At 74.3% G+C, this 18,922-nt stretch carries 19 protein-coding genes; 10 read left to right on the top strand and 9 right to left on the bottom strand.

What is annotated here, in order from left to right; translation table 11 throughout:
• Nucleotides 1-8: 8 nt before the first annotated feature.
• The 3 genes from ACFYYN_RS19425 to ACFYYN_RS19415 form a co-directional block, all read right to left on the bottom strand.
• Entirely contained in the window at nucleotides 9-1,547 is a 1,539-nt protein-coding gene (locus tag ACFYYN_RS19425; RefSeq protein ID WP_500546948.1) for an acyl-CoA carboxylase subunit beta, read from the bottom strand.
• A 20-nt stretch (nucleotides 1,548-1,567) separates the two neighbouring features.
• A complete protein-coding gene (locus tag ACFYYN_RS19420; protein ID WP_500546798.1) occupies nucleotides 1,568-2,365 on the bottom strand; it encodes a TIGR03084 family metal-binding protein in 798 nt (265 codons plus the stop codon).
• Nucleotides 2,366-2,554: 189 nt separating this feature from the next.
• Entirely contained in the window at nucleotides 2,555-3,217 is a 663-nt protein-coding gene (locus ACFYYN_RS19415) for an HAD family hydrolase (protein WP_500546797.1), read from the bottom strand.
• Between the two features lie 126 nt (nucleotides 3,218-3,343).
• On the opposite strand from ACFYYN_RS19415, the gene ACFYYN_RS19410 reads away from it, so the two are divergent.
• Nucleotides 3,344-3,805, top strand: a complete 462-nt coding sequence (locus ACFYYN_RS19410; RefSeq protein WP_500546796.1) for a GNAT family N-acetyltransferase — start codon at nucleotides 3,344-3,346, stop codon at nucleotides 3,803-3,805.
• Between the two features lie 55 nt (nucleotides 3,806-3,860).
• Here ACFYYN_RS19410 and ACFYYN_RS19405 read toward each other — a convergent pair whose 3' ends face one another.
• Both ACFYYN_RS19405 and ddaH read right to left on the bottom strand, forming a co-directional pair.
• Nucleotides 3,861-4,826, bottom strand: coding sequence for an acyl-ACP desaturase (locus ACFYYN_RS19405; RefSeq protein WP_500546795.1), 966 nt, complete (start codon nucleotides 4,824-4,826; stop codon nucleotides 3,861-3,863).
• Nucleotides 4,827-4,915: 89 nt separating this feature from the next.
• A complete protein-coding gene (gene ddaH / locus ACFYYN_RS19400) occupies nucleotides 4,916-5,692 on the bottom strand; it encodes a dimethylargininase (protein ID WP_500546794.1) in 777 nt (258 codons plus the stop codon).
• Between the two features lie 102 nt (nucleotides 5,693-5,794).
• Between ddaH and ACFYYN_RS19395 the strand changes: the two genes are divergently transcribed.
• The 5 genes from ACFYYN_RS19395 to ACFYYN_RS19375 all read left to right on the top strand — a co-directional run bounded on the left by ACFYYN_RS19395 (nucleotide 5,795) and on the right by ACFYYN_RS19375 (nucleotide 12,119).
• Nucleotides 5,795-7,435 carry an ABC-F family ATP-binding cassette domain-containing protein gene (locus ACFYYN_RS19395; RefSeq protein ID WP_500546793.1) on the top strand — a complete coding sequence of 547 codons (1,641 nt, stop codon included), beginning with the start codon at nucleotides 5,795-5,797 and terminating at the stop codon, nucleotides 7,433-7,435.
• A gap of 112 nt (nucleotides 7,436-7,547) precedes the next feature.
• Entirely contained in the window at nucleotides 7,548-8,036 is a 489-nt protein-coding gene (locus ACFYYN_RS19390) for a glutathione peroxidase (protein WP_499515182.1), read from the top strand.
• The gene (locus ACFYYN_RS19385) at nucleotides 8,033-8,746 is read left to right on the top strand and encodes a L,D-transpeptidase family protein (protein WP_500546792.1); all 714 of its coding nucleotides are present in this window, start codon (nucleotides 8,033-8,035) and stop codon (nucleotides 8,744-8,746) included. The genes ACFYYN_RS19390 and ACFYYN_RS19385 overlap by 4 nt, the downstream gene beginning before the upstream one ends.
• 326 nt (nucleotides 8,747-9,072) lie before the next feature.
• Nucleotides 9,073-11,157, top strand: coding sequence for an FUSC family protein (locus ACFYYN_RS19380; RefSeq protein ID WP_500546947.1), 2,085 nt, complete (start codon nucleotides 9,073-9,075; stop codon nucleotides 11,155-11,157).
• 44 nt (nucleotides 11,158-11,201) lie between these two features.
• Nucleotides 11,202-12,119, top strand: coding sequence for a DMT family transporter (locus ACFYYN_RS19375; protein ID WP_499515183.1), 918 nt, complete (start codon nucleotides 11,202-11,204; stop codon nucleotides 12,117-12,119).
• A 46-nt stretch (nucleotides 12,120-12,165) separates the two neighbouring features.
• On the opposite strand, the gene ACFYYN_RS19370 is transcribed toward ACFYYN_RS19375, so the two are convergent.
• Nucleotides 12,166-13,086, bottom strand: a complete 921-nt coding sequence (locus tag ACFYYN_RS19370; RefSeq protein WP_500546791.1) for a LysR family transcriptional regulator — start codon at nucleotides 13,084-13,086, stop codon at nucleotides 12,166-12,168.
• A 118-nt stretch (nucleotides 13,087-13,204) separates the two neighbouring features.
• Between ACFYYN_RS19370 and ACFYYN_RS19365 the strand changes: the two genes are divergently transcribed.
• Nucleotides 13,205-14,104 (top strand): EamA family transporter, encoded by a 900-nt coding sequence (locus ACFYYN_RS19365; RefSeq protein WP_500546790.1) that lies wholly within the window; start codon nucleotides 13,205-13,207, stop codon nucleotides 14,102-14,104.
• Nucleotides 14,105-14,176: 72 nt separating this feature from the next.
• Here the strand turns inward: ACFYYN_RS19365 and ACFYYN_RS19360 are convergent, their stop codons facing one another.
• On the bottom strand, nucleotides 14,177-15,058 hold the full coding sequence (locus ACFYYN_RS19360) for an SCO6745 family protein (RefSeq protein WP_500358961.1): 882 nt from the start codon (nucleotides 15,056-15,058) through the stop codon (nucleotides 14,177-14,179).
• A 196-nt stretch (nucleotides 15,059-15,254) separates the two neighbouring features.
• On the opposite strand from ACFYYN_RS19360, the gene ACFYYN_RS19355 reads away from it, so the two are divergent.
• On the top strand, nucleotides 15,255-15,929 hold the full coding sequence (locus ACFYYN_RS19355) for a pyridoxamine 5'-phosphate oxidase family protein (RefSeq protein ID WP_500546789.1): 675 nt from the start codon (nucleotides 15,255-15,257) through the stop codon (nucleotides 15,927-15,929).
• Here the strand turns inward: ACFYYN_RS19355 and ACFYYN_RS19350 are convergent.
• Entirely contained in the window at nucleotides 15,907-16,683 is a 777-nt protein-coding gene (locus tag ACFYYN_RS19350) for an enoyl-CoA hydratase/isomerase family protein (RefSeq protein ID WP_500546788.1), read from the bottom strand. The two genes, ACFYYN_RS19355 and ACFYYN_RS19350, sit on opposite strands and share 23 nt — an antisense overlap.
• Nucleotides 16,684-16,834: 151 nt before the next feature.
• On the opposite strand from ACFYYN_RS19350, the gene ACFYYN_RS19345 reads away from it, so the two are divergent.
• Entirely contained in the window at nucleotides 16,835-17,443 is a 609-nt protein-coding gene (locus tag ACFYYN_RS19345; RefSeq protein ID WP_500323846.1) for an HdeD family acid-resistance protein, read from the top strand.
• Nucleotides 17,444-17,653: 210 nt separating this feature from the next.
• Entirely contained in the window at nucleotides 17,654-18,145 is a 492-nt protein-coding gene (locus ACFYYN_RS19340; RefSeq protein ID WP_500546787.1) for an ATP-binding protein, read from the top strand.
• Nucleotides 18,146-18,215: 70 nt separating this feature from the next.
• Here ACFYYN_RS19340 and idi read toward each other — a convergent pair whose 3' ends face one another.
• Nucleotides 18,216-18,824 carry an isopentenyl-diphosphate Delta-isomerase gene (gene idi, locus ACFYYN_RS19335; RefSeq protein ID WP_500546786.1) on the bottom strand — a complete coding sequence of 203 codons (609 nt, stop codon included), beginning with the start codon at nucleotides 18,822-18,824 and terminating at the stop codon, nucleotides 18,216-18,218.
• Nucleotides 18,825-18,922 lie beyond the last annotated feature (98 nt).

The following is an 18,922-nucleotide window of genomic DNA, read 5'->3' as shown; positions in this document are numbered from 1 at the left end:
GGTGCTCCTCACATCCGGAAGACGCCGAAGCCGCCACGGGCGCCCTCGACCGGTGCGCTGTGGACCGCCGACAGGCACACGCCGAGCACCGTGCGGGTGTCGCGCGGGTCGATCACCCCGTCGTCGTACAGCCGCCCCGACAGGAACATCGGCAGGGACTCGGACTCGATCTGCTGCTCCACCATCGCCCGCAGCCCGGCGTCGGCCTCCTCGTCGAAGGGCAGGCCCCGGGCGGCCGCGGACTGCCGCGCCACGATGGACAGCACCCCCGCGAGCTGCGCCGGCCCCATCACGGCCGACTTGGCGCTGGGCCAGGCGAACAGGAAGCGCGGGTCGTACGCCCGGCCGCACATGCCGTAGTGCCCGGCGCCGTAACTCGCGCCCATCAGGACGGAGATGTGCGGGACCTTCGAGTTGGACACCGCGTTGATCATCATGGCGCCGTGTTTGATGATGCCGCCCTGCTCGTACTCGCGGCCCACCATGTAGCCGGTGGTGTTGTGCAGGAACAGCAGCGGGATGTCGCGCTGGTTGGCGAGCTGGATGAACTGCGCGGCCTTCTGCGACTCGGCGCTGAAGAGCACGCCCTGCGCGTTGGCGAGGATCCCGACGGGATAGCCGTGCACCCGCGCCCAGCCGGTCGCCAGGCTCGGCCCGTACAGCGGCTTGAACTCGTCGAACTCCGAGCCGTCCACGACCCGCGCGATGACCTCGCGGGGGTCGAAGGGGGTCTTCAGGTCGGCGGGGACGATGTCCAGCAGCCCGTCCTCGTCGTACAGCGGCGGGTCGTAGGCGGCGGCCGGGGCGGGGCCCTGCTTGCGCCAGTTGAGCCGGGCCACCACCCTGCGGGCGGTGCGCAGGGCGTCGGGCTCGTCCAGCGCGAAGTAGTCCGCGAGGCCGGAGGTACGGGCGTGCATGTCCGCCCCGCCCAGCGACTCGTCGTCGCTCTCCTCGCCGGTGGCCATCTTCACCAGCGGCGGGCCGCCGAGGAACACCTTGGAGCGCTCCTTGACCATGATCACGTGGTCGGACATCCCGGGGACGTACGCGCCGCCGGCCGTGGAGTTGCCGAACACGACGGCGACGGTGGGGATGCCGGCCGCCGACAGCCGGGTCAGGTCCCGGAAGAGCGCGCCGCCCGGGATGAAGATCTCCTTCTGGCTGGGCAGGTCGGCGCCGCCCGACTCCACGAGGTTGACCAGCGGCAGCCGGTTGGAGAGCGCGATCTCGTTGGCCCGTAGGGCCTTCTTCAGGGTCCACGGGTTGCTCGCGCCGCCGCGCACCGTGGGGTCGTTGGCGGTGATCACGCACTCGGTGCCCTCGATCACGCCGATTCCGGTCACCAGCGACGCGCCGACCGGGTAGTCGCTGCCCCAGGCCGCGAGCGGCGACAGCTCCAGGAACGGGCTGTCCTGGTCCAGCAGCAGCTCCACCCGCTCCCGGGCGGTCAGCTTCCCCCGCGACCGGTGCCGGTCCACGTACTTGGGGCCGCCGCCCGCGAGCGCCTTCTCGTGCTCGGCCTCCAGTTCGGCGAGGCGTTCCAGCATGGTCGTACGGTTCCCGGCGTTCACGCCGTTCCTCCCTCACGCGGCTCGCGGCCCCGCCCGGGCGGTCCCGCGAAGGCCTGGGCGATGTCCAGCCAGCGGTCGGCGTCCTTGCCCTCGGCACGTACGGCCAGGTCGGCGCGGTGCCGGCGGCGGGTCGCCAGCAGGCACAGGTCGAGCGCCGGGCCCGTGACGCGCTGAGCCGCGTCCTTCGGGCCGTACGCCCACAGCGTGCCGTCGGGGGCGGACAGCTCGACCCGGAACTCCTCGGCGGGCGCGGTCAGCCCGTTGACGAAGTACGCGTAGTCGCGGGCCCGTACGGCGATCCGCGCCACGTGCCGCAGCCGCGCGGTCGGCGGACGGCGGACACCGAGGGCGTCCGCGACGTCCTCGCCGTGCGCCCAGCTCTCCATGAGCCGGGCCGAGGCCATGGACGCGGCGCTCATCGGCGGCCCGAACCACGGGAAGCGCGTCCCGGGCGGCTGCGCCCGCAGCGCGGCCTGCAGCTCCGCCCGCCCCGAGCGCCAGCGCGCCAGCAACTCGGCGGGCGGCAGCGCCGCGCCCTCCTCGGCGCCGGCGTCGACGAAGGTGTCGACCGCGGCGGCGGCCTTCTCCACCACGGAGCCGAAGCCCTCCGGGTCGGTGACCGCCAGCACGGACTGCCGGTCGGTCCAGGCCAGATGGGCGATCTGGTGCGCGATCGTCCACCCCGGAGCGGGCGTCGGTGCCGCCCAGGCGCCCTCCGCGAGCGGGGCGACCAGGGCGTCCAGGCCCTCGCTCTCGTCCCGCAGATCGTCCAGTACGGGTGTGGGGTCGGACAAAGGTCCCCCTGAATGACGCAGCGTCAGCGAAGCCGTGCGCGTCACAGGCTGGCACCGCGGCAGGAAACAATCAAGCGTGCTTGCATGATTTTCCGCCCGGGCCCCGCTGCGGCGGCCACGCTGCTGTCCATGGCGACGCTCTCCGCCGCGGCCTGGGCCCTGGGCCCCGCCCACGGCTGACTCCCGTCGTCAGCGAACCGCCGCGACCAGGCGGCTCAGGGCGGGAAGCACGTCCCGCAGGTCCTCGCCGTCCACCGCGACGGTCGCCGCGGCCCGGGCGTCCGCCGAGGCGTTGAACGCCACGCTCAGCCCGACGGACGCGAACAGCGGCAGGTCGGAGCGGCTGTCGCCGACGGCCCCGCAGGCGCCGGGGGCCAGGGCCAGCCCTCGCGCGTGGGCGAGGGCGAAGTCCCTCTTGCCGTACTCGTCGAAGTGCCGGGCGACCCGGCCCGTGAACCGGCCGCCGGAGGTCTCCAACCGGGGGCCGCTGAACGCGTCGAAGCCGAAGCGCTCGCTCAGGTGGCCGCCGACCGGCGACCAGGCGAGGGTCGCCAGCACGGGCGCCAGTCCGTTCCGCCGGCACCAGGCCACCGTCTCCGTGATGCCCGTGACCAGGGGGAGCCCGTCGAGCCACCCGGCGACCCGTCCCTCGGGCACGCCCGCCCAGCCGGCGGCGTCCAGCTCGGAGACCTGCCGGTTGTCCATGGCGCCCCTGGCGTAGGCGTCCTCGGCCTCGCTCAACTCGTCCCGATGGCCGAGGAAGCCGGCCAGGAAGGCCGACGAGCTCGTGCCGGGCACGAGGGTGCCGTCGACGTCGAAGAACACCGCGCCCGCGCGACCGGAGGGGAACACCGCTCAAGGATGTCATCGGAGCCCACGCCCTTCCCCGGTGGGTCGCGGAGCCGGCCCGGGGCGGTCCGGCCTGCCGGGGGCGGAAAACCGATGACGCCGTGGCCTGCGCGCTGCCACGCTCGTGGCATGGAAGGTGTCGTGATCCGTCCGGCCCGCCCGCAGGAGCTGCCGTTCCTGGACGCGTTGGTCCTGAGGTCGAAGTCGCACTGGGTGGGCGGTCGCGTGGAGGACGTCCCCGACGTGACGCCGAAGCTCACGGCGGCGGACATTGCCTCCCGGTACGCCACCGTCGCCGAGAAGGACGGTGTGCCCGTCGGCTTCTACACGCTCAACGAGCACGAGGACTACCTGGGGATCGGTCTGCTGTTCGTCGACCGGACGTCCATCGGCACCGGGGTCGGGGGCCTGCTGTGGGGCCATCTGGTGCGGCGGGCGGTCGCGCTGGACGCACGACTGCTCGGGGTCGGCGCGGAGCCGCGGGCCGAGGGCTTCTACCTGCGGATGGGCATGGTGAGCCGGCACACGTTCGAGCACAACGGCGAACGCCTGATCTGGATGGTGGGCGAGGTCGCCGCGCTGGCGCGCTGACCGGCCCGCCGCGGTGGAACGCCTCCGGGGAGGCGCCCCACCGCGCACCGCTTCGTCAGGCGCGCGCGGCCCGCCGGGCCAGCAGGGCGTCCCGGCGCTCCTCGAACTTGCGTGCCTGGCTGTCCAGCTCGCCCATGAAGAAGCCCAGTTCCTCCTGTGCCTTCAGGCCCTCGGCGCCGAGCCCCGAGGTCTCCAGCACCTTCAGGTGCCGCAGTACGGGCTGGAGCACGTCGTCGTGGTGGATGCGGAGGTTGTAGATGCCGCCGATGGCGATCCGCGCCGCGGAGCGTTCGAAGCCGGGCATCCCGTGCCCCGGCATCCGGAAGCCGACGACCACGTCACGGATCGCCTGCATCGCCTGGTCCGGCGCCAGTTGCAGCGCCGCCGCCAGCAGGTTGCGGTAGAAGACCATGTGCAGGTTCTCGTCGGTCGCGATGCGCGCCAGCATGCGCTCGCACATCGGGTCGCCCGACTCGCGGCCCGTGTTGCGGTGCGAGATGCGGGTGGCCAGTTCCTGGAACGCCACGTACGCCACCGAGTGCAGCATGCTGTGCGCGTTGTCGGACTCGAAGCCCTCCGACATGTGGTGCATGCGCAGCCGCTCCAGCTCCACCGGGTCCACGGCACGGGTGGTGAGCAGGTAGTCCCGCATCACTATGGCGTGCCGGCCCTCCTCCGCGGTCCAGCGGTGGACCCAGGTGCCCCAGGCGCCGTCCCGGCCGAAGAGGGTGGCGATCTCGTGGTGGTAGCTGGGGAGGTTGTCCTCCGTGAGCAGGTTGACCACCAGCGATATCCGGCCGATCTCGGTGACCTTGGACTGCTCGGGCGCCCAGGCCTCGCCGCCCATCACACCGTCGTAGTCGCGGCCCTGGCTCCACGGGACGTACTCGTGGGGCATCCACTCCTTGGCCGCCTTCAGGTGACGGTTGATCTCGGTCTCGACGACCTCTTCCAAGGCGTACAGCAGCCTGGTGTCACTCCATGCTTCCGAACCGGCACTCTGGGACGGGGCAATGGTCACGCGGGGCTCCTGGCTGTTCGCTGAGAGTGCTTACGGAATCGTAAGTTACGAAACCGTAGGTTAGGTGCCACTGAAAAGGCAACCCGCCGTCAGGCGTACAAGTTCCGCAGGCGAACGGACAGGCAGGTCACGCATCCCTCGAGCTTCTCGAACTCACTGATATCCACTGATACGGGCTCATATCCCCTATCACCCAGCAGCTGTGCGCTCCTCGGCGCGCTCGCCGCCATCAGCAGCCGCCCGCCGCCGAGCAGCACCACGTGGGCCCCCGCCTCCTCCGGCACCGGCAGGAAGCGGGGGAAGACCGACGGGTCGTCAACCAGCGGCGGATACCCGATGACCGTGCCGTCGGGCAGCGCCGTCACCGCCGACTTCAGATGCAGCACCTTGGTGACGGGAACGGCGACCACCCGCGCCCCCAGCGGCTCGAACGCGGACCGCAGCTGCCGGACGCCCTCGGCGTTGGTCCGCCCGCCCCGGCCCACGTACACGGTGTCCCCCGTCTTCAGCACGTCCCCGCCGTCCAGGGTGCCCGGCTCGCGGACCCTGTCGACCGAAAGCCCCAGCGCTGCCACCGCCTCCCCGACCCCGGCCGTCTCCGGGCGCCGGGAGACGGCACCGGACCGGGCGAGCAGCGCGACGTCGCGGAAGACGACCACCGGGTCCTCCACGAAGACCGCGTCCGGGCAGTCGTCGGCGGCCGGCACCTCCACCGTCTCCCAGCCGTGGGCGCGCAGCGCCGCCACGTACCCCTCCCACTGGCGCGCGGCGAGGCCTGTGTCGACGGGGGAGCGCTCGACGTGCGTCACCAGCCCCTCGGCGAGGCGCGGACCCGGACGGCGGACGAGGGCCATCTTGCTCGGCACGGAAGGTTCCCTCCCTGGGATCGGGGACGGCCGGCGGCCGTCCCGGGTGCCACGCACGGGCCGCAGGGCGCGGGCCGGCGGGGCGATAGCATCGGCAGCCTGATGAGTGCCACTCTTGTCGTCAAGGATCTCGCCGCCGGCCACGGGGACCGCGTCCTCTTCTCCGGCCTCGACCTCGTCGTCGCCCCCGGCGACGTCATCGGCCTGGTCGGTGCCAACGGTGCCGGGAAGTCGACGCTGCTGCGCCTGCTCGCGGGCCTCAGCGCGCCCGAGCAGGGGCAGCTGCGGCTGAGCCCGCCCACCGCGACCGTCGGCCACCTCCCGCAGGAGCCCGAACGCCGCCCGGACGAGACCGTACGGGCCTTCCTGGCCCGGCGCACCGGGGTCGCCGCCGCCCAGGCCGAGCTCGACGCCGCCACGCAGGCCCTGGTGGACGGGGCGCCCGGCGCGGACGACGCCTACAACGACGGCCTGGAGCGCTGGCTCGCCCTCGGCGGCGCGGACCTCGAGGAGCGCGCCGAGGAGGTCACCGACTCGCTCGGGCTGACCGTCGGCCTCGACCTCCCGATGACCGCCCTGTCCGGCGGCCAGGCCGCCCGCGCCGGCCTGGCGTCCCTGCTGCTGAGCCGCTACGACGTCTTCCTGCTCGACGAGCCCACCAACGACCTCGACCTCGACGGCCTGGAGCGGCTGGAGGCCTTCGTCAGGGGCCTGAAGGCGGGCACCGTCCTCGTCAGCCACGACCGCGAGTTCCTCACCCGCACCGTGACCAAGGTCGTCGAACTCGACCTCGCCCAGCAGCAGGTCAACACCTACGGCGGCGGCTACGCCGCCTACCTGGAGGAGCGGGAGACCGCCCGCCGTCACGCCCGCGAGGAGTTCGAGGAGTACGCCGACACCAAGGCCGCCCTGGAGTCCCGCGCCCGGATGCAGCGCAACTGGATGGAGCACGGCGTCCGCAACGCCCGCCGCAAGGCGAGCGACAACGACAAGATCGGCCGCAAGCTGCGCTCCGAGTCCACCGAGAAGCAGGCCGCCAAGGCCCGGCAGACCCAGCGCATGATCGAACGCCTCGACGTCGTCGACGAGCCCCGCAAGGAGTGGGAGCTGCGCATGGAGATCGCCGCCGCGCCCCGCGCGGGCGCGGTCGTCGCCACGCTGCGCGGCGCCGAGGTCCACCGCGGCTCCGGGTTCACCCTGGGGCCCGTCGACCTGCAGGTCGACTGGGCCGACCGGGTCGCCATCACCGGCGCCAACGGCTCCGGCAAGTCCACCCTCCTGGCCGCCCTCCTCGGCCGCGTCCCGCTGGACGCCGGCGCCGCCCACCTCGGGCCCGGAGTCGTCGTCGGCGAGGTCGACCAGGCACGCAGGCTCTTCCTCGGCGGCGAGTCGCTGCTCGACGCCTTCTGCGCGGAGGTCCCCGACACGGCCCCCGCCGACGTCCGCACCCTGCTGGCCAAGTTCGGCCTCAAGGCCGCCCACGTGCTGCGCCCCGCCGCCACCCTCTCCCCGGGCGAGCGCACCCGGGCCGCCCTCGCCCTCCTGCAGGGCCGCGGCGTCAACCTCCTCGTCCTCGACGAGCCCACCAACCACCTCGACCTGCCCGCCATCGAGCAGCTCGAGTCCGCCCTCGCCGCCTACGACGGCACCCTGCTGCTGGTCACCCACGACCGCCGCATGCTGGAGGCCGTCCACACCACCCGCCGCATCCGGGTCGACTCCGGGCGGGTCACCGAACACTGACGTCACGCCGCGGTCATGCCGCGGACCCCCTCCCATGGGAAGATCGGCACCGTGACCGGGGTTGAACGGACGACCTGTGGTCCGTCCGCGCCCTAAACGAGGAGATCCGAACGTGAGCATCTACGACATCCCGCTGCGCACCCTCACCGGTGAGCCCGCCTCCCTCGCGGACCACCGGGGCAAGGCCCTGCTGATCGTCAACGTGGCCTCCAAGTGCGGTCTGACCCCGCAGTACGAGGGCCTGGAGCGGCTGCAGAAGCGGTATGCCGACCGTGGGTTCACCGTGCTGGGCTTCCCCAGCAACCAGTTCGCGGGCCAGGAGCCGGGCACGGCCGAGGAGATCGCGACCTTCTGCTCCGCGACCTACGGCGTGAGCTTCCCGCTCTACGAGAAGGCCGACGTCAACGGTGAGCAGCGGCACCCGCTGTACGCCGCGCTGACCGAGACCGCCGACGCCGAGGGCCAGGCGGGCGACGTCCAGTGGAACTTCGAGAAGTTCCTCGTCGGCGGCGACGGCCAGGTCGTCGGCCGGTTCCGCCCCCGCACCGAGCCCGAGGCCGACGAGATCGTCGCCGCCATCGAGGCGCAGCTCCCCGCTTGAGCCTGCGCGCGGCACTGACGCGCCTCGCCGTGCCGGCCGTCGTGGCCGGCACGGCGGCCGCGGTCCCCTGGTCGCCGCCCGCGCTGCCGGACCGCATGGCGGACACCGGCGGCGGCACCCAGCTGATCACGGCGGTCGCCGCCTCCCCGGAGGCCACCACCGGGACGCTGACCTGGTGGGACCGCCGCGACGGCCGCTGGGTCGCGGCGGGCTCCGCGGCCGCCCGTTTCGGCGGCGGCGGCCTCGTCGAGGGCGGGACCCGGGTGCAGGACACCTCGACCACCCCGACCGGGCTGTACGACCTCCCGTTCGCGTTCGGCACCGAGGCGCCGCCCCCCGGCACGACGACGCGGTACCTGCCGGTCACCGAGGACTCCTGGTGGTGCCAGGACAACGCCTCGGACTCCTACAACCGCTGGGTCGAACCGCTGCCCGAGGACTGCGCCCCCGAGGAGTCCGAGCACCTCGCCGACTTCGGCCGCCAGTACGCGCACGCCCTCGTCATCGGCTTCAACTACCGCCACCCGGTCCGCGAACGCGGCGCCGGGATCTTCCTCCACGTGAACGGCCGCGCCGCAACGGCGGGTTGCGTCTCGGTCCCGGCCGGCGCCATGCGCCGCATCCTGGCCTGGGCCGACCCCGGCCGTGACCCCCACATCGCGATCGGCACGGAACCGGGCCGCGGCGGGACCGCGGTCACGCGGTACTAGGCCGCGTCGTCACACGCCCTCCGCCAACCTTCGGCCGGGGGTGCCCCCACCCCGCGACGCTCCCCCAGCCGGCGCTGGGAGGTACCCCCACCCCACGCTGCGTTGTCGAATCGTCCGAGCAGCCCACTACGAGGACGGCTCTCCGCCTTGCGATGCCCCGCACCTGGGGCACCTCCCAGCGGAGCTGGGGGAGCTCCTTCGACGACACGGCCCAGGCCGGTGCCTGCTCACCCGCGGCCGATAGGCTGAGGTGGGGGAGGCGAGGGCCCGGAACCCTGCTGGCCTGCGTCTTTTCCCGACGCTGAGATCGTTCCCGTCCCGTGAGGATGCCCGTGCTGCCCCGTGGCCCCGGCCGCCGGCCCGTCGCCCTGCCGACCTGGCTGGCCCATCCGCTGCGCTGGCAGCGAGGGCCGGTGCCCTGGCCTGCCGTGCTGCGCGGGGCGCTGGCGGCCGGGCCCCTGCTCGCGCTGGGGATCGCGCTGGGACGCGTCGAGATCGGGGTGCTGGCCGGGCTCGGGGCCCTGTTCGCGGGCTTCAACGACCTTCCCGGCACCCGCAGGACGGGCGTCGTCCACATCGGGCTGCCCGCGCTCGTCGCCGCGCTCGGCGTGCTGGTGGGTGCCGCGACGCAGGACGCCCTGAGCGGGTGGTGGGGGCTGCCGGTGCTCTTCGCGGTGGGCGCGGTGTCGGGCGCGGTCAGCGTGATCGGCCCGGTCTGCTCGCGGGCCGGGATGCAGGGGCTGGCCGCCATGGTGATCGGTATGGGCCTGCCGCTGCCCGGCGGGCCCTGGTACAAGGCGCTGTGGTTCCTCGCCGGGGCGGGCTGCCTGCTCCTGCTGCGGCTCGTGCTGCGGCCGCCGCGCCCGTCCGGCGGGGCGCTGGAGGGCGAGCGCGCCTCGCTGGCCCGGATCTTCGACGCCCTCGCCGACGCTCTCGACGCCGTCGGCGGACCCGGGGCGGAGGCGGCGCGGCGACGGCTCAGCGCCGCCCTGGACCGCGGTGACGAGGCGGTCCGGCTGCGCCGGCTCAGCCGGCGTCTGCTGCGTACCCGCGTACGCCGCGACGAACTGCTGCTCGCCGAGCGCTTCGGCGTGGCCACCGAGCTGACCGACGCCGCCGCGGCCCTGCTCTGGGAGGCCCGCCCCCTGCCGCCCGGGACCGGCGACGGCCCGCGGCGGCTCGCGCGGGCCCTGCGGACCGGAACGCCGCCCGGCCCCCTCCCGGCGCCCGGGCAGGCCACCCCCGCCCGCGCCGCCTTCGACGCGATGCTGCTGCACGCCGCCGTCGTCTTCGCCCGCACGGTCCCGGACACGGACCGGCCCGAGGAGGCCGCGCCGCTCCCCGCCCGCCGCCCGGCGCCGCTGCTGCGCCGCCGCGTCCTCGGCCCCGTGGGCCGTGAGTACGGGCTGAAGGTCGCGGTGTGCGTCACCGCCAGCGCGGCCGTGGCCCTGGCCCTACGGGCGGACCACTGGTACTGGCTGCCGCTCACGGCGGCGTTCCTGGTGAAGCCGGACATCGGCCCGCTGTTCTCCCGGGTCGTCAACCGCTGCTTCGGCACGGCGCTCGGCGTGCTGGTCTTCGCCGCGGTGGCCGCGGTCCTCGGGGGCGGGATCTGGTGGACCGCGGTCTGCGCCTCGGTGGCGGGCGCGCTGCTGCCGTTCGCGGCCCGCCACTTCGCGCTGCAGACCTCCGCCGTCACGATCATGGTGCTGGCGTTCGTCTGGGCCGGCGGCGACACCCAGGCAGCCCTGTCCCGCCTGCTGGACACCGCGATCGCCTGCGCGATCGTCGTCGTCGTGGGCCACCTCCCGCGGCTCGCCGACCCCACCGCGCGGGTCGGCCACCTGGTGGCCGTCGCACAGCGGCGCACCGGGGACTACCTCGACCACGTCCTGACCGTGCCCGCCGGCGACCGGCCCGAGGAACGCAGGGTGCTGCGGCGGGCGGCCTACAGCGCCCTGGGCGAGGCCCGCGTCGCCGCCGAGACCCTGGCCGCCGAGCTGCCCTCGCGGCACGGCGGGAACGGCGACTGGTTCCGGGTGGTCGCCGCCTCCGAGCGGATCGTGGACGCGGCCACCGCCTGCGTCGTCCGAATGGAGCAAGGGGCCCCGCGTCCGTCGGCCCGCGAGGGGGCGCAGGTGGCCGCCGCGCTCACGGCGGTCGCCGACACCCTGGACGGCAGGGCCCCCGCCGCGGGCCCTCCGGAGCTCCCGGCGGCCCCCGAGTGCGAGACGCTCGCCGACGTCGTAGCCGAGCTGCACTTCATCCGCGCCATCGTGGCGGGCCTGCCCGTGCCCGCGCGGGGCAGGCGCACCACACGGCATCCCGCCGCGACCGCCGCGACGGCCTCGACCGCCGCGGCCGCGGGCCGGGAGCCAGAGGCGGACAATCGTCGCGATCAAGACGGGTGAGGGGCTAAGGTCGGGCCAGTCGGCGACACCGGGAGGTTGACGAGGTGGCCGTATTCCTGCTCGGGGTGGGGGCCGCTTGCTGTCTGGGGCTGGGCTTCGTGCTCCAGCAGCTGGCCGCCCAGCGTGCCCCGCTGTCCGACTTCCTCTCCTTCAGGCTGCTGCTGGACCTCATGCGCATGCCGCAGTGGCTGCTCGGCGTCTTCCTGATGATCTGCGGCATGCTGCTCAGCGCCCTCGCGCTCACCAAGGGCGAGGTCTCGCTCGTCGAACCGCTGACCGCGACCAACCTGCTCTTCGCGATGGCGCTCTCCCGCCGCCTCACCGGCCAGAGACTCGGGTGGCACGGCTGGTCGGGCGTGGCGCTGCTGGCGCTCGGCGTGACGGCGTTCATCGTGGCCGGTCGGCCCTCGGGCGGCGGACCGCCCGCAGGGGCGCTGCGGCACTGGCTCGTGGTCGGCGTCGTCGTCGGCCTGGCACTGCTCCTGGTGGGCTGCGCGCGGCGGCTGCGCCCGTCGCCCGAGGCCACGGTGCTGGCGCTCGCCGCGGGCCTGCTCTACGGCCTCCAGGACGCCCTGACCCGGATCTCCGGCCAGGTGGCCGAGGACGAGGGCGTCGGCGCGCTCCTCATGCACTGGCAGCCGTACGCCGTCGTCGCGATGGGCCTGACGGGGCTGATGCTCGTGCAGAGCGCCTTCGAGACGGCCCCGCTGCGCATGTCGCTGCCCGCGCTGACCGCCGCCCAGCCGCTCGCCGGGATCGCCTGCGGCGTCGGCTTCCTGGGCGACCGCGTGCGCGTCACGCCGGGCGCGCTGGCCTGGGAGGCGGCGGGGCTCGCGGCGATCGCCGTGGGCGTCGTGCTGCTGGGCCGGCACCCGGCGATGCCCTGCGCGCACGGCACGTCCCGGAAGGACGCGGCCGGCGTCGGCGGATCCGGCGAGGAACCCGTCAGGATCGTCCACTGACCACGTGACCACGTGACCACGTGACCACCGCGGTCGCCCGGCGCGCTCACCCCGTGAGCAGCCGGGCGACCGTCGCGATCGGCGGCCACGACCACTGACCGGCGCGTGCCACCAGGAAGTGCCGGCGCGTGCCGACCAGCGGGTCCAGCGGACGGGTCACCACGTCGTCGCGCTGCCGCTCCACCCCCGACTCGGCGAGCAGCGCCACACCGAGCCCCGCCCCGGTCAGCAGGTTCACCAGGTGCAGGCTGTCGACCCGGTGGACGATCCGCGGGGTGAAGCCGGCCATCGCGCACACCCGCTGCACCAGCTCGTCGTCGTCACTGCCGCGGGAGTTGGTGATCCACCCGGCCCCGGACAGCCGGCTCAGCCCGGACAGCGGCACCGGCCCGCCCGGCCCCGGGTCGCCGGTGTGCCCGGACGGCAGCAGGAGCACCATCGGCTGGGTGGCGAACTGCCGGGCGCTGAGGCCGTCCGGCACCGGCCGCGGCACCAGGCTGTAGTCGTAGACGATGCCGAGGTCGACGTCCCCCGACAGCAGCAGCGCGAGGGTCTGCTCCGGCTCGTGCTCGTACAGCTGCACCTCGACGCGCGGGTGCTCCGCGCGGAGCCGGCCGAGCGCGGGCACGACCGTGGGCTCCACGGCGCTGACGAAGCTCGCCAGCCGTACCCGGCCGGCCGGGCCGGACGCCCCGCGCAGCTCGGCCCGGGCCTCCTCGACCGCCGCGAGGATCCCCACGGCGTGCCCGACCAGGCGCTCGCCCGCCGGGGTGAGCCGCACCCGGCGGCCGACCGGGGTGAGCAGCCTGGTGCCGACCTCCTGCTCCAGGACGGCGAGGTGCTTGGAGACGGCGGAGGTGCCGTAGCCGGTGCGCTCGGCGACGGCGGCCATCGTGCCCAGGCGGCTCAGCTCGACCAGCAGGCGCAGCCGGCCGAGGTCGGGGAGCTGGTCGGACGCCTCGATCATCCACCGATCGTAAACAATGCGTCCGCCAATGACGCGTGGACAGAAACAACGGGTGGCGTGTCCAATGGGGGCCGTGTCCGAGCCGCATACCTTTACGACCCGCCGCATACCTGGCGCCGTGCTGATTCTGGCCGCGATGACGGTGCTGCACACTGGAAGCGCCCTGACGACGGAACTCTTCGACGAGATCGGCCCGGCCGGCACGACGTGGCTGCGCGTCGGCTTCGCCGCGGTGCTGCTGCTCGCCTTCACCGGCCGGTCGCTGTGGCCCGCGCTGCGCGCCGCCCCGCGCCGGGACCTGGCGGCCGTCGTCCTGCTCGGCGCGGTCAGCGGCGGCATGATGCTGCTCTTCTCGGAGGCCGCCGACCGCATCCCCCTGGGCACCGCGACCGCGCTGGAGTTCCTCGGACCGCTCGCCGTCGCGGTCGCCTCCTTGCGGCAGCGCCGTGAACTCGCCTGGCTGCTGCTCGCGGCGGCGGGCGTCCTGTGCCTCACCTCCCCGTGGCAGAGCGGCGCCGACCTGGCGGGCGTCCTGTTCGGAGTCGCCTCCGGCGCGTGCTGGGCGCTGTACGTGATCGGCACCCAGCACGTCGGCAGCCGCTTCTCCGCGCAGCACGGCCTCGCCGTCTCGCTGGGCGTCGCCACGGTGTTCACCGCGCCGTTCGGCGCCCCGGGCGTGGTGGCGGGCGCCACGTGGTCGGTGCTCGCGGCGGTGGCGGGCATCGCCGTCCTGATGCCGCTGGTGCCCTTCCTGCTCGAGATGAAGGCCCTGCAGCGGATCGGCAAGACCGCCTACGGCACCCTCGCGGGCATGGAACCCGCGGTCAGCCTCCTCGCCGCGATGGTGCTGGTCTCCCAGGTCCCGACCGCCCTCCAGGCGGCGGGTACGGCCCTGGTCGTGGTCGCCGGCATCGGCGCCGCCCGCGGCGAGAAGCGCGCGGCGGGCCGCTCCGGCCGCGAGGTCACCCGCAGCGAACCCCCCACCCCCGCCCCGGCCGCCCCGGCCCCCACCCCCTGACGGCGACGGACGGCCGGACGAGGTGGGGGTTCGTGGGAACCGCACCGCAAGCGGGGCGCGGAGGACGTCCCCTCAGTCCTTGCCGAAGTGCTGCAGCGGGAAGCCGCCGTTGCTCAGGACGCGGTGGGTCAGGGCGCCCGCGAGGGAGGTGAGGCGGTCGACGGCGGCCGCGCCGAGGTGTTCGTAGGGGGCGCGGTCGAGGCGGTCGGTCACGCCCTCGATCTCGCGGCGCAGTTCTACGCCGCGGTCGGTGAGGTCGCCCGCCGCGTCGAGGAGGCCGCGCTCCCGGAGCCGGTCCTGGGCCGCGGCCCAGTCCTGCGCGGACCAGCCGCGGCTGCGCTGCACGAAGCGCGGGGTGAAGCTCTTGCCGGTGGCGGTGTGGGTCACGAGGGCCTCCAGACCGTCGAGGCCTGCGGCGGCGAGGGCCGCGAGGTGACCGTCTCCGCGGTGCTCGCGCAGCAGGGTGGCGGCGTGCCAGAGCGCGAGGTGGGGCCGGTCCGGCACCGGCAGGTCCGCGTTGGCGGCGTAGAGGGGCCTGGCCCCGCGCGTGCAGGCCTCGGCGGCGCGCAGTGCCAGGTGCGCGGCGTCGGCGAGGTCGGCGGAGGCGATGACCTCCGGTCCCAGCAGCCGCGTCAGTACGGCGTCGGCCACCCGCAGCCGGGTCCCGACGATCGCGTCCGGGCTCGCGATGTCCCAGGCACGCGGGATGACCGGGGCGACGATCGCGTGGTTGAAGTTGTAGAACGTGGCGGTGACCGTCCCCGCCGCGACGGCGCCCAGCGGGGCGGCCCGCCCGGCGAAGTAGGCCATGGCGCCTCGCTCCAGGCCGAGCGCCGAGAGTTCGTCGTCGTACTCGGACGAGAAGTACACGACCGAGTGCAGGGGGTTGAGGGCGTTGTGGCAGCGCCGGCCCGCGCGCGGTTCCAGCGCGGGGGCGGGGACGGTGGCGGTCATGGGCAGCAGGTTACCGACCGGTCGGCATGTCGCCGAGACCGGGACCGCCGAAACACGGATTCCGTCGCCCGAACGGCCATCGCCACCGATTCCGTGGAACACGTGGCGCTGAGTTGCTCATATGACTAGTCTCGGCGTCCTGTAGCCGCGAACCCTTCGGAGGCCGCCCGTGCCAGCCGCCGACCGTACGCTTCCCGTGACCGGGCGCACCCGGCACCGCCGCCTCCGGGAGCAGGGCAGTGTCTCCCGCGACGACCTGGACGCCGTGCTGGGCGCGGGGTTCGTGTGCCACCTCGCCGTCGTCGTCGACGGCACGCCGCTGGCGGTGCCCACCGCCTACGGGTACGACGCCGCCACCGGCACCCTCTACCTGCACGGCTCCGTGGCGAGCCGCAGCCTGCGCCCGGCCCCGGGCGCCCCGGTGTGCGTCACGGTGACGCACGTGGACGGCCTGGTCCTGGCCCGGTCCGTCTTCGAGCACGGCGTCAACTACCGCAGCGCGATGGTCCTCGGTACGCTCCGCACCGTCACCGGCCCCGAGGAGAAGCTGCACGGCCTGCGGGTGCTCACCGAGCAGTGCGCCCCGGGGCAGTGGGACCACGCCCGCCGGCCGGACCGCCGGGAGCTCGCCGCGACGACGCTGCTGGCGCTGGCCACCGACGAGGCCTCGGTGAAGCTCCGCACCGGCCCGCCCGAGGACGGCGACGGGCCGGACGCCGCGCTGCCCGTGTGGGCGGGCGTCCTGCCGCTCACCACCGCGTGGGGCACGCCCGTCCCCGACCCGGCGCTGCGCGACGGCGTGCCGCTGCCGCCGCACCTGGCGGCCCTGACGGGGCTGACGGGGCTGACTACCGGTCCACCGTCCACGTGAAGCGGGGCTCGCGGCCCTCCAGGAACGCGGCCACGCCCTCCGCCGTGTCGTCGCTGCCCTCCGCCTGACGGGCCCAGTGCCCGGCCCGCTCGGGGTCGGATCCGGGCGCGGTGAACTCCTTGGCCGCCGCCTGCGTCAGCAGCGACCGCGAGGCCAGCACCCCGGCGAACTCCTCGACCCGCTTGTCCAGCTCGTCCTCCGCCAGCACCTCGTCCACCAGTCCGGTCCGCAGCGCCCGCTCGTGACCGATCAGCTCCGCGGAGAACAGCAGGTGCTTCGCCGTCGACGGCCCGACCAGCCCCGTCAGCCGCCGCGTGGAGGACGCGGGGTAGACGATGCCCAGCCGCGCCGGGGTGACCCCGAAGCGCGAGCCCTCCGCGGCGAACCGCAGGTCGCAGGCGGCCGCGAGCTGGCATCCGCCGCCCACGCAGAAGCCGCGGATCACGGCCAGCGTCGGCTTGGGGAAGGCCGCGAGCGCCTCCTCCGCCTCCACGGCCGCGGTCTGCGCCGTGCCGGAACCGCTCGCCGGATCGCGCAGGTCGGAGATGTCCGCTCCGGCGCAGAAGGTGCCGCCGGCGCCGGTGAGCACCAGGACGCGCACGGCCGGGTCCGCGGCGAGGCCGTCGAGCAGGCCGGGCAGCTCCCGCCACATCGCCACGGTCATCGCGTTGCGCTTGGCCGGATTGCTGATCGTCACGGTGGCCGTGGCGCCCGCCGTGTCCACCCTCAGGCCGGGCCCGGACGGCTCGGACATGCCCGCATCCCTCATCTCGTCGTCGACCCGGCTGCCCGGAGATCGCGGCGGCCGCCGGACGGGGATCCTATCCCGGTCCGTGCCACGGCAAATCGGGTATATGAGCAGTAGCTCCCGACTGGCTCCCGACGCGCGCGAGGAGGCGACGGCCATGACCCCGTTCAAGGGACGCAAGAAGCATCCCGAGCCCCCTGAGGCCGGGATCAAGCGCAGCTTCGGCTGGGTCGCCGCCCTCGGGGCGGTCCTCGTCGTGGGCGGCCTGGTCGGGCTGTTCTACGTGGGCTTCGCCACCATCACCTCGATGCTGCTCTTCGGCTGGCTGCTGCTGGTCGGCGGCGTCGTCGGCCTGGTCCAGGCGGTGCAGAACCGCAACACCAACTTCTTCTGGCTCGCCCTGGTCGTCGCGGCCCTCTACATCGCCGCCGGGGTCGTCGTGATCCGCAACCCCGAGCAGACGGCGGCCGCCCTCACCATGTTCGCGGCCCTGCTCTTCCTGACCGGCGGGATCTTCCGCCTCTTCGGCGGGCTCGTGGTGCGTGGGCCGCACATGGTGTGGACGCTCATCCAGGGCGCGATCGGCATCCTGCTGGCGGTCCTGGTCCTGGCGAACTGGCCGGAGAGCAGCCTCTACGTCATCGGCGCCTTCTTCTCCCTGGCGCTGCTCTTCGACGGGCTGGGGCTGCTCGGCGCCGGCCTCGGGGGCCGCCGGATCGTCGGAATGGTCGCCGATGCCCGGGACGCCCCGCTGACGCGTCAGTGAACCGGAAGCACCAGATCAGTAGGGGCTCACGGGCCCGACACGTCCGATCGCCTTGAGTCGGAGGTGGTCGAAAGGTGCGGATTTACGGTCAGCGGCTCGGGGTGGACCCGTCGGCTGCCGACACTCGATCCGTGAGGCGGACCTCGCCGCCGCCGTGGGCGGCCCGCGGGGGCCGCGGGGTGCATCGCGAATGCAAGGGTGAAGACCGCCATGGACGTACGCGGGAGCGTCCCGCCCTCCGATCCGGTGCCCCCGATGGCGCCGGATGTCCCGCGCCCTTACGAGGGCGTGTGGCGCTTCACCGCCCCCGCGCTGGACTCCTCGGTGCCGCAGGCCCGGCACGCGGTACGGGACCTGGTCGTCCGCCAGGGCGTGCCGGTCAGCGAGGAACTGCTGCACGGCCTGCTGCTGATCGTCTCCGAGCTGGTCACCAACGCGGTGCGGCACGCCGCACTGCTGTCTCCTGAGATCGCCGTGGAACTCGCCGTCGGAGTGGACTGGGTACGGGTGGCCGTCGAGGACAACCACCCGTACCGGCCCAAGGCCCTGCAGGTCGACGACGCCGACACCGGCGGGCGCGGCCTGCTGCTGGTCAAGACGGTCACCGCCGAGGCGGGCGGGATGTGCGACGTCCAGCAGACGACGACCGGCGGCAAGGTCATCTGGGCCGCGCTCCCGCTGCCGTCCGGCCTGGTGCACTGACCGCACCGACCGCACCGACCGCACCGACCGCACCGACCGCACCGACCGCGGCCGGCCGCAGCGGCCGGGGCTACCAGCCCGCGTCCCCCGTCAGCTCGCGCACCGCCGGCAGCGCGGCATCGAGCACGGTCGGGAACCAGGCCGAGAACGGCCCGGCGGCGCGGAGCGCGGCGAGCTCGGCGGGCGACACGAACGCGGTCTCGTCGATCTCCTCCGGATCCGGGTGCAGGGGTGCGGTCACCAGGCCGACGAAGAGGTGGTTGTACTCCTGCTCGACCAGCCCCGACGCCGGGTCCGGGTGGTTGTAGCGGACCGTGCCGGCCTCCCGCATCAGGGCGGGCGCCACACCGAGCTCCTCGCCGGTGCGGCGCGCGGCGGCGACGAAGGGCGGTTCGCCCGGGTAGGGATGGCCGCAACAGGTGTTCGACCACACGCCGGGGGAGTGGTACTTCCCCGCCGCCCGGCGCTGCAGCAGCAGTCTTCCCTCGCCGTCGAAGAGGAAGACCGAGAACGCACGGTGGAGCCGCCCCGGCGGCAGGTGGGCCGACAGCTTCTCCGCGGTCCCGATCGTCACCCCGGTCTCGTCGACCAGCTCGAGGAGGATCGGCGCCGGGGCACCGTTGGAGGAGGGGTCCGCGGCGGGTGTGCGGGGCCGGTCGGCGGCGGGGCTCGTGGGCATGGCCATCCTTTGCTTCGACGACAAGACCTCAGTTTGCCTCACGCGGGGACACGCCACGTGGTTGCAGCGCGCTCAGGCTTCGTGACACTGCGTCGTAC

This window comes from Streptomyces sp. NPDC001902, from assembly GCF_042891295.1.
In the GTDB taxonomy this organism is placed as follows: Bacteria; Actinomycetota; Actinomycetes; order Streptomycetales; family Streptomycetaceae; genus Actinacidiphila.
The sequence above is the reverse complement of the archived record's forward strand: the minus strand, read 5'-3'. Positions and strand labels throughout refer to the sequence as shown.

What these genes read in the sequence shown, in the direction of transcription:
- ACFYYN_RS19360 (WP_500358961.1), bottom strand. Translation starts at nt 15,058, where the DNA reads ATGACCGCCACCGTCCCCGCCCCCGCGCTGGAACCGCGCGCGGGCCGG.
- ACFYYN_RS19410 (WP_500546796.1), top strand. Translation starts at nt 3,344, where the DNA reads ATGGAAGGTGTCGTGATCCGTCCGGCCCGCCCGCAGGAGCTGCCGTTC.
- ACFYYN_RS19340 (WP_500546787.1), top strand. Translation starts at nt 17,654, where the DNA reads ATGGACGTACGCGGGAGCGTCCCGCCCTCCGATCCGGTGCCCCCGATG.
- ACFYYN_RS19345 (WP_500323846.1), top strand. Translation starts at nt 16,835, where the DNA reads ATGACCCCGTTCAAGGGACGCAAGAAGCATCCCGAGCCCCCTGAGGCC.
- ACFYYN_RS19370 (WP_500546791.1), bottom strand. Translation starts at nt 13,086, where the DNA reads ATGATCGAGGCGTCCGACCAGCTCCCCGACCTCGGCCGGCTGCGCCTG.
- ACFYYN_RS19395 (WP_500546793.1), top strand. Translation starts at nt 5,795, where the DNA reads ATGAGTGCCACTCTTGTCGTCAAGGATCTCGCCGCCGGCCACGGGGAC.
- ACFYYN_RS19425 (WP_500546948.1), bottom strand. Translation starts at nt 1,547, where the DNA reads ATGCTGGAACGCCTCGCCGAACTGGAGGCCGAGCACGAGAAGGCGCTC.
- ACFYYN_RS19380 (WP_500546947.1), top strand. Translation starts at nt 9,073, where the DNA reads ATGCCCGTGCTGCCCCGTGGCCCCGGCCGCCGGCCCGTCGCCCTGCCG.
- idi (WP_500546786.1), bottom strand. Translation starts at nt 18,824, where the DNA reads ATGCCCACGAGCCCCGCCGCCGACCGGCCCCGCACACCCGCCGCGGAC.
- ACFYYN_RS19350 (WP_500546788.1), bottom strand. Translation starts at nt 16,683, where the DNA reads ATGTCCGAGCCGTCCGGGCCCGGCCTGAGGGTGGACACGGCGGGCGCC.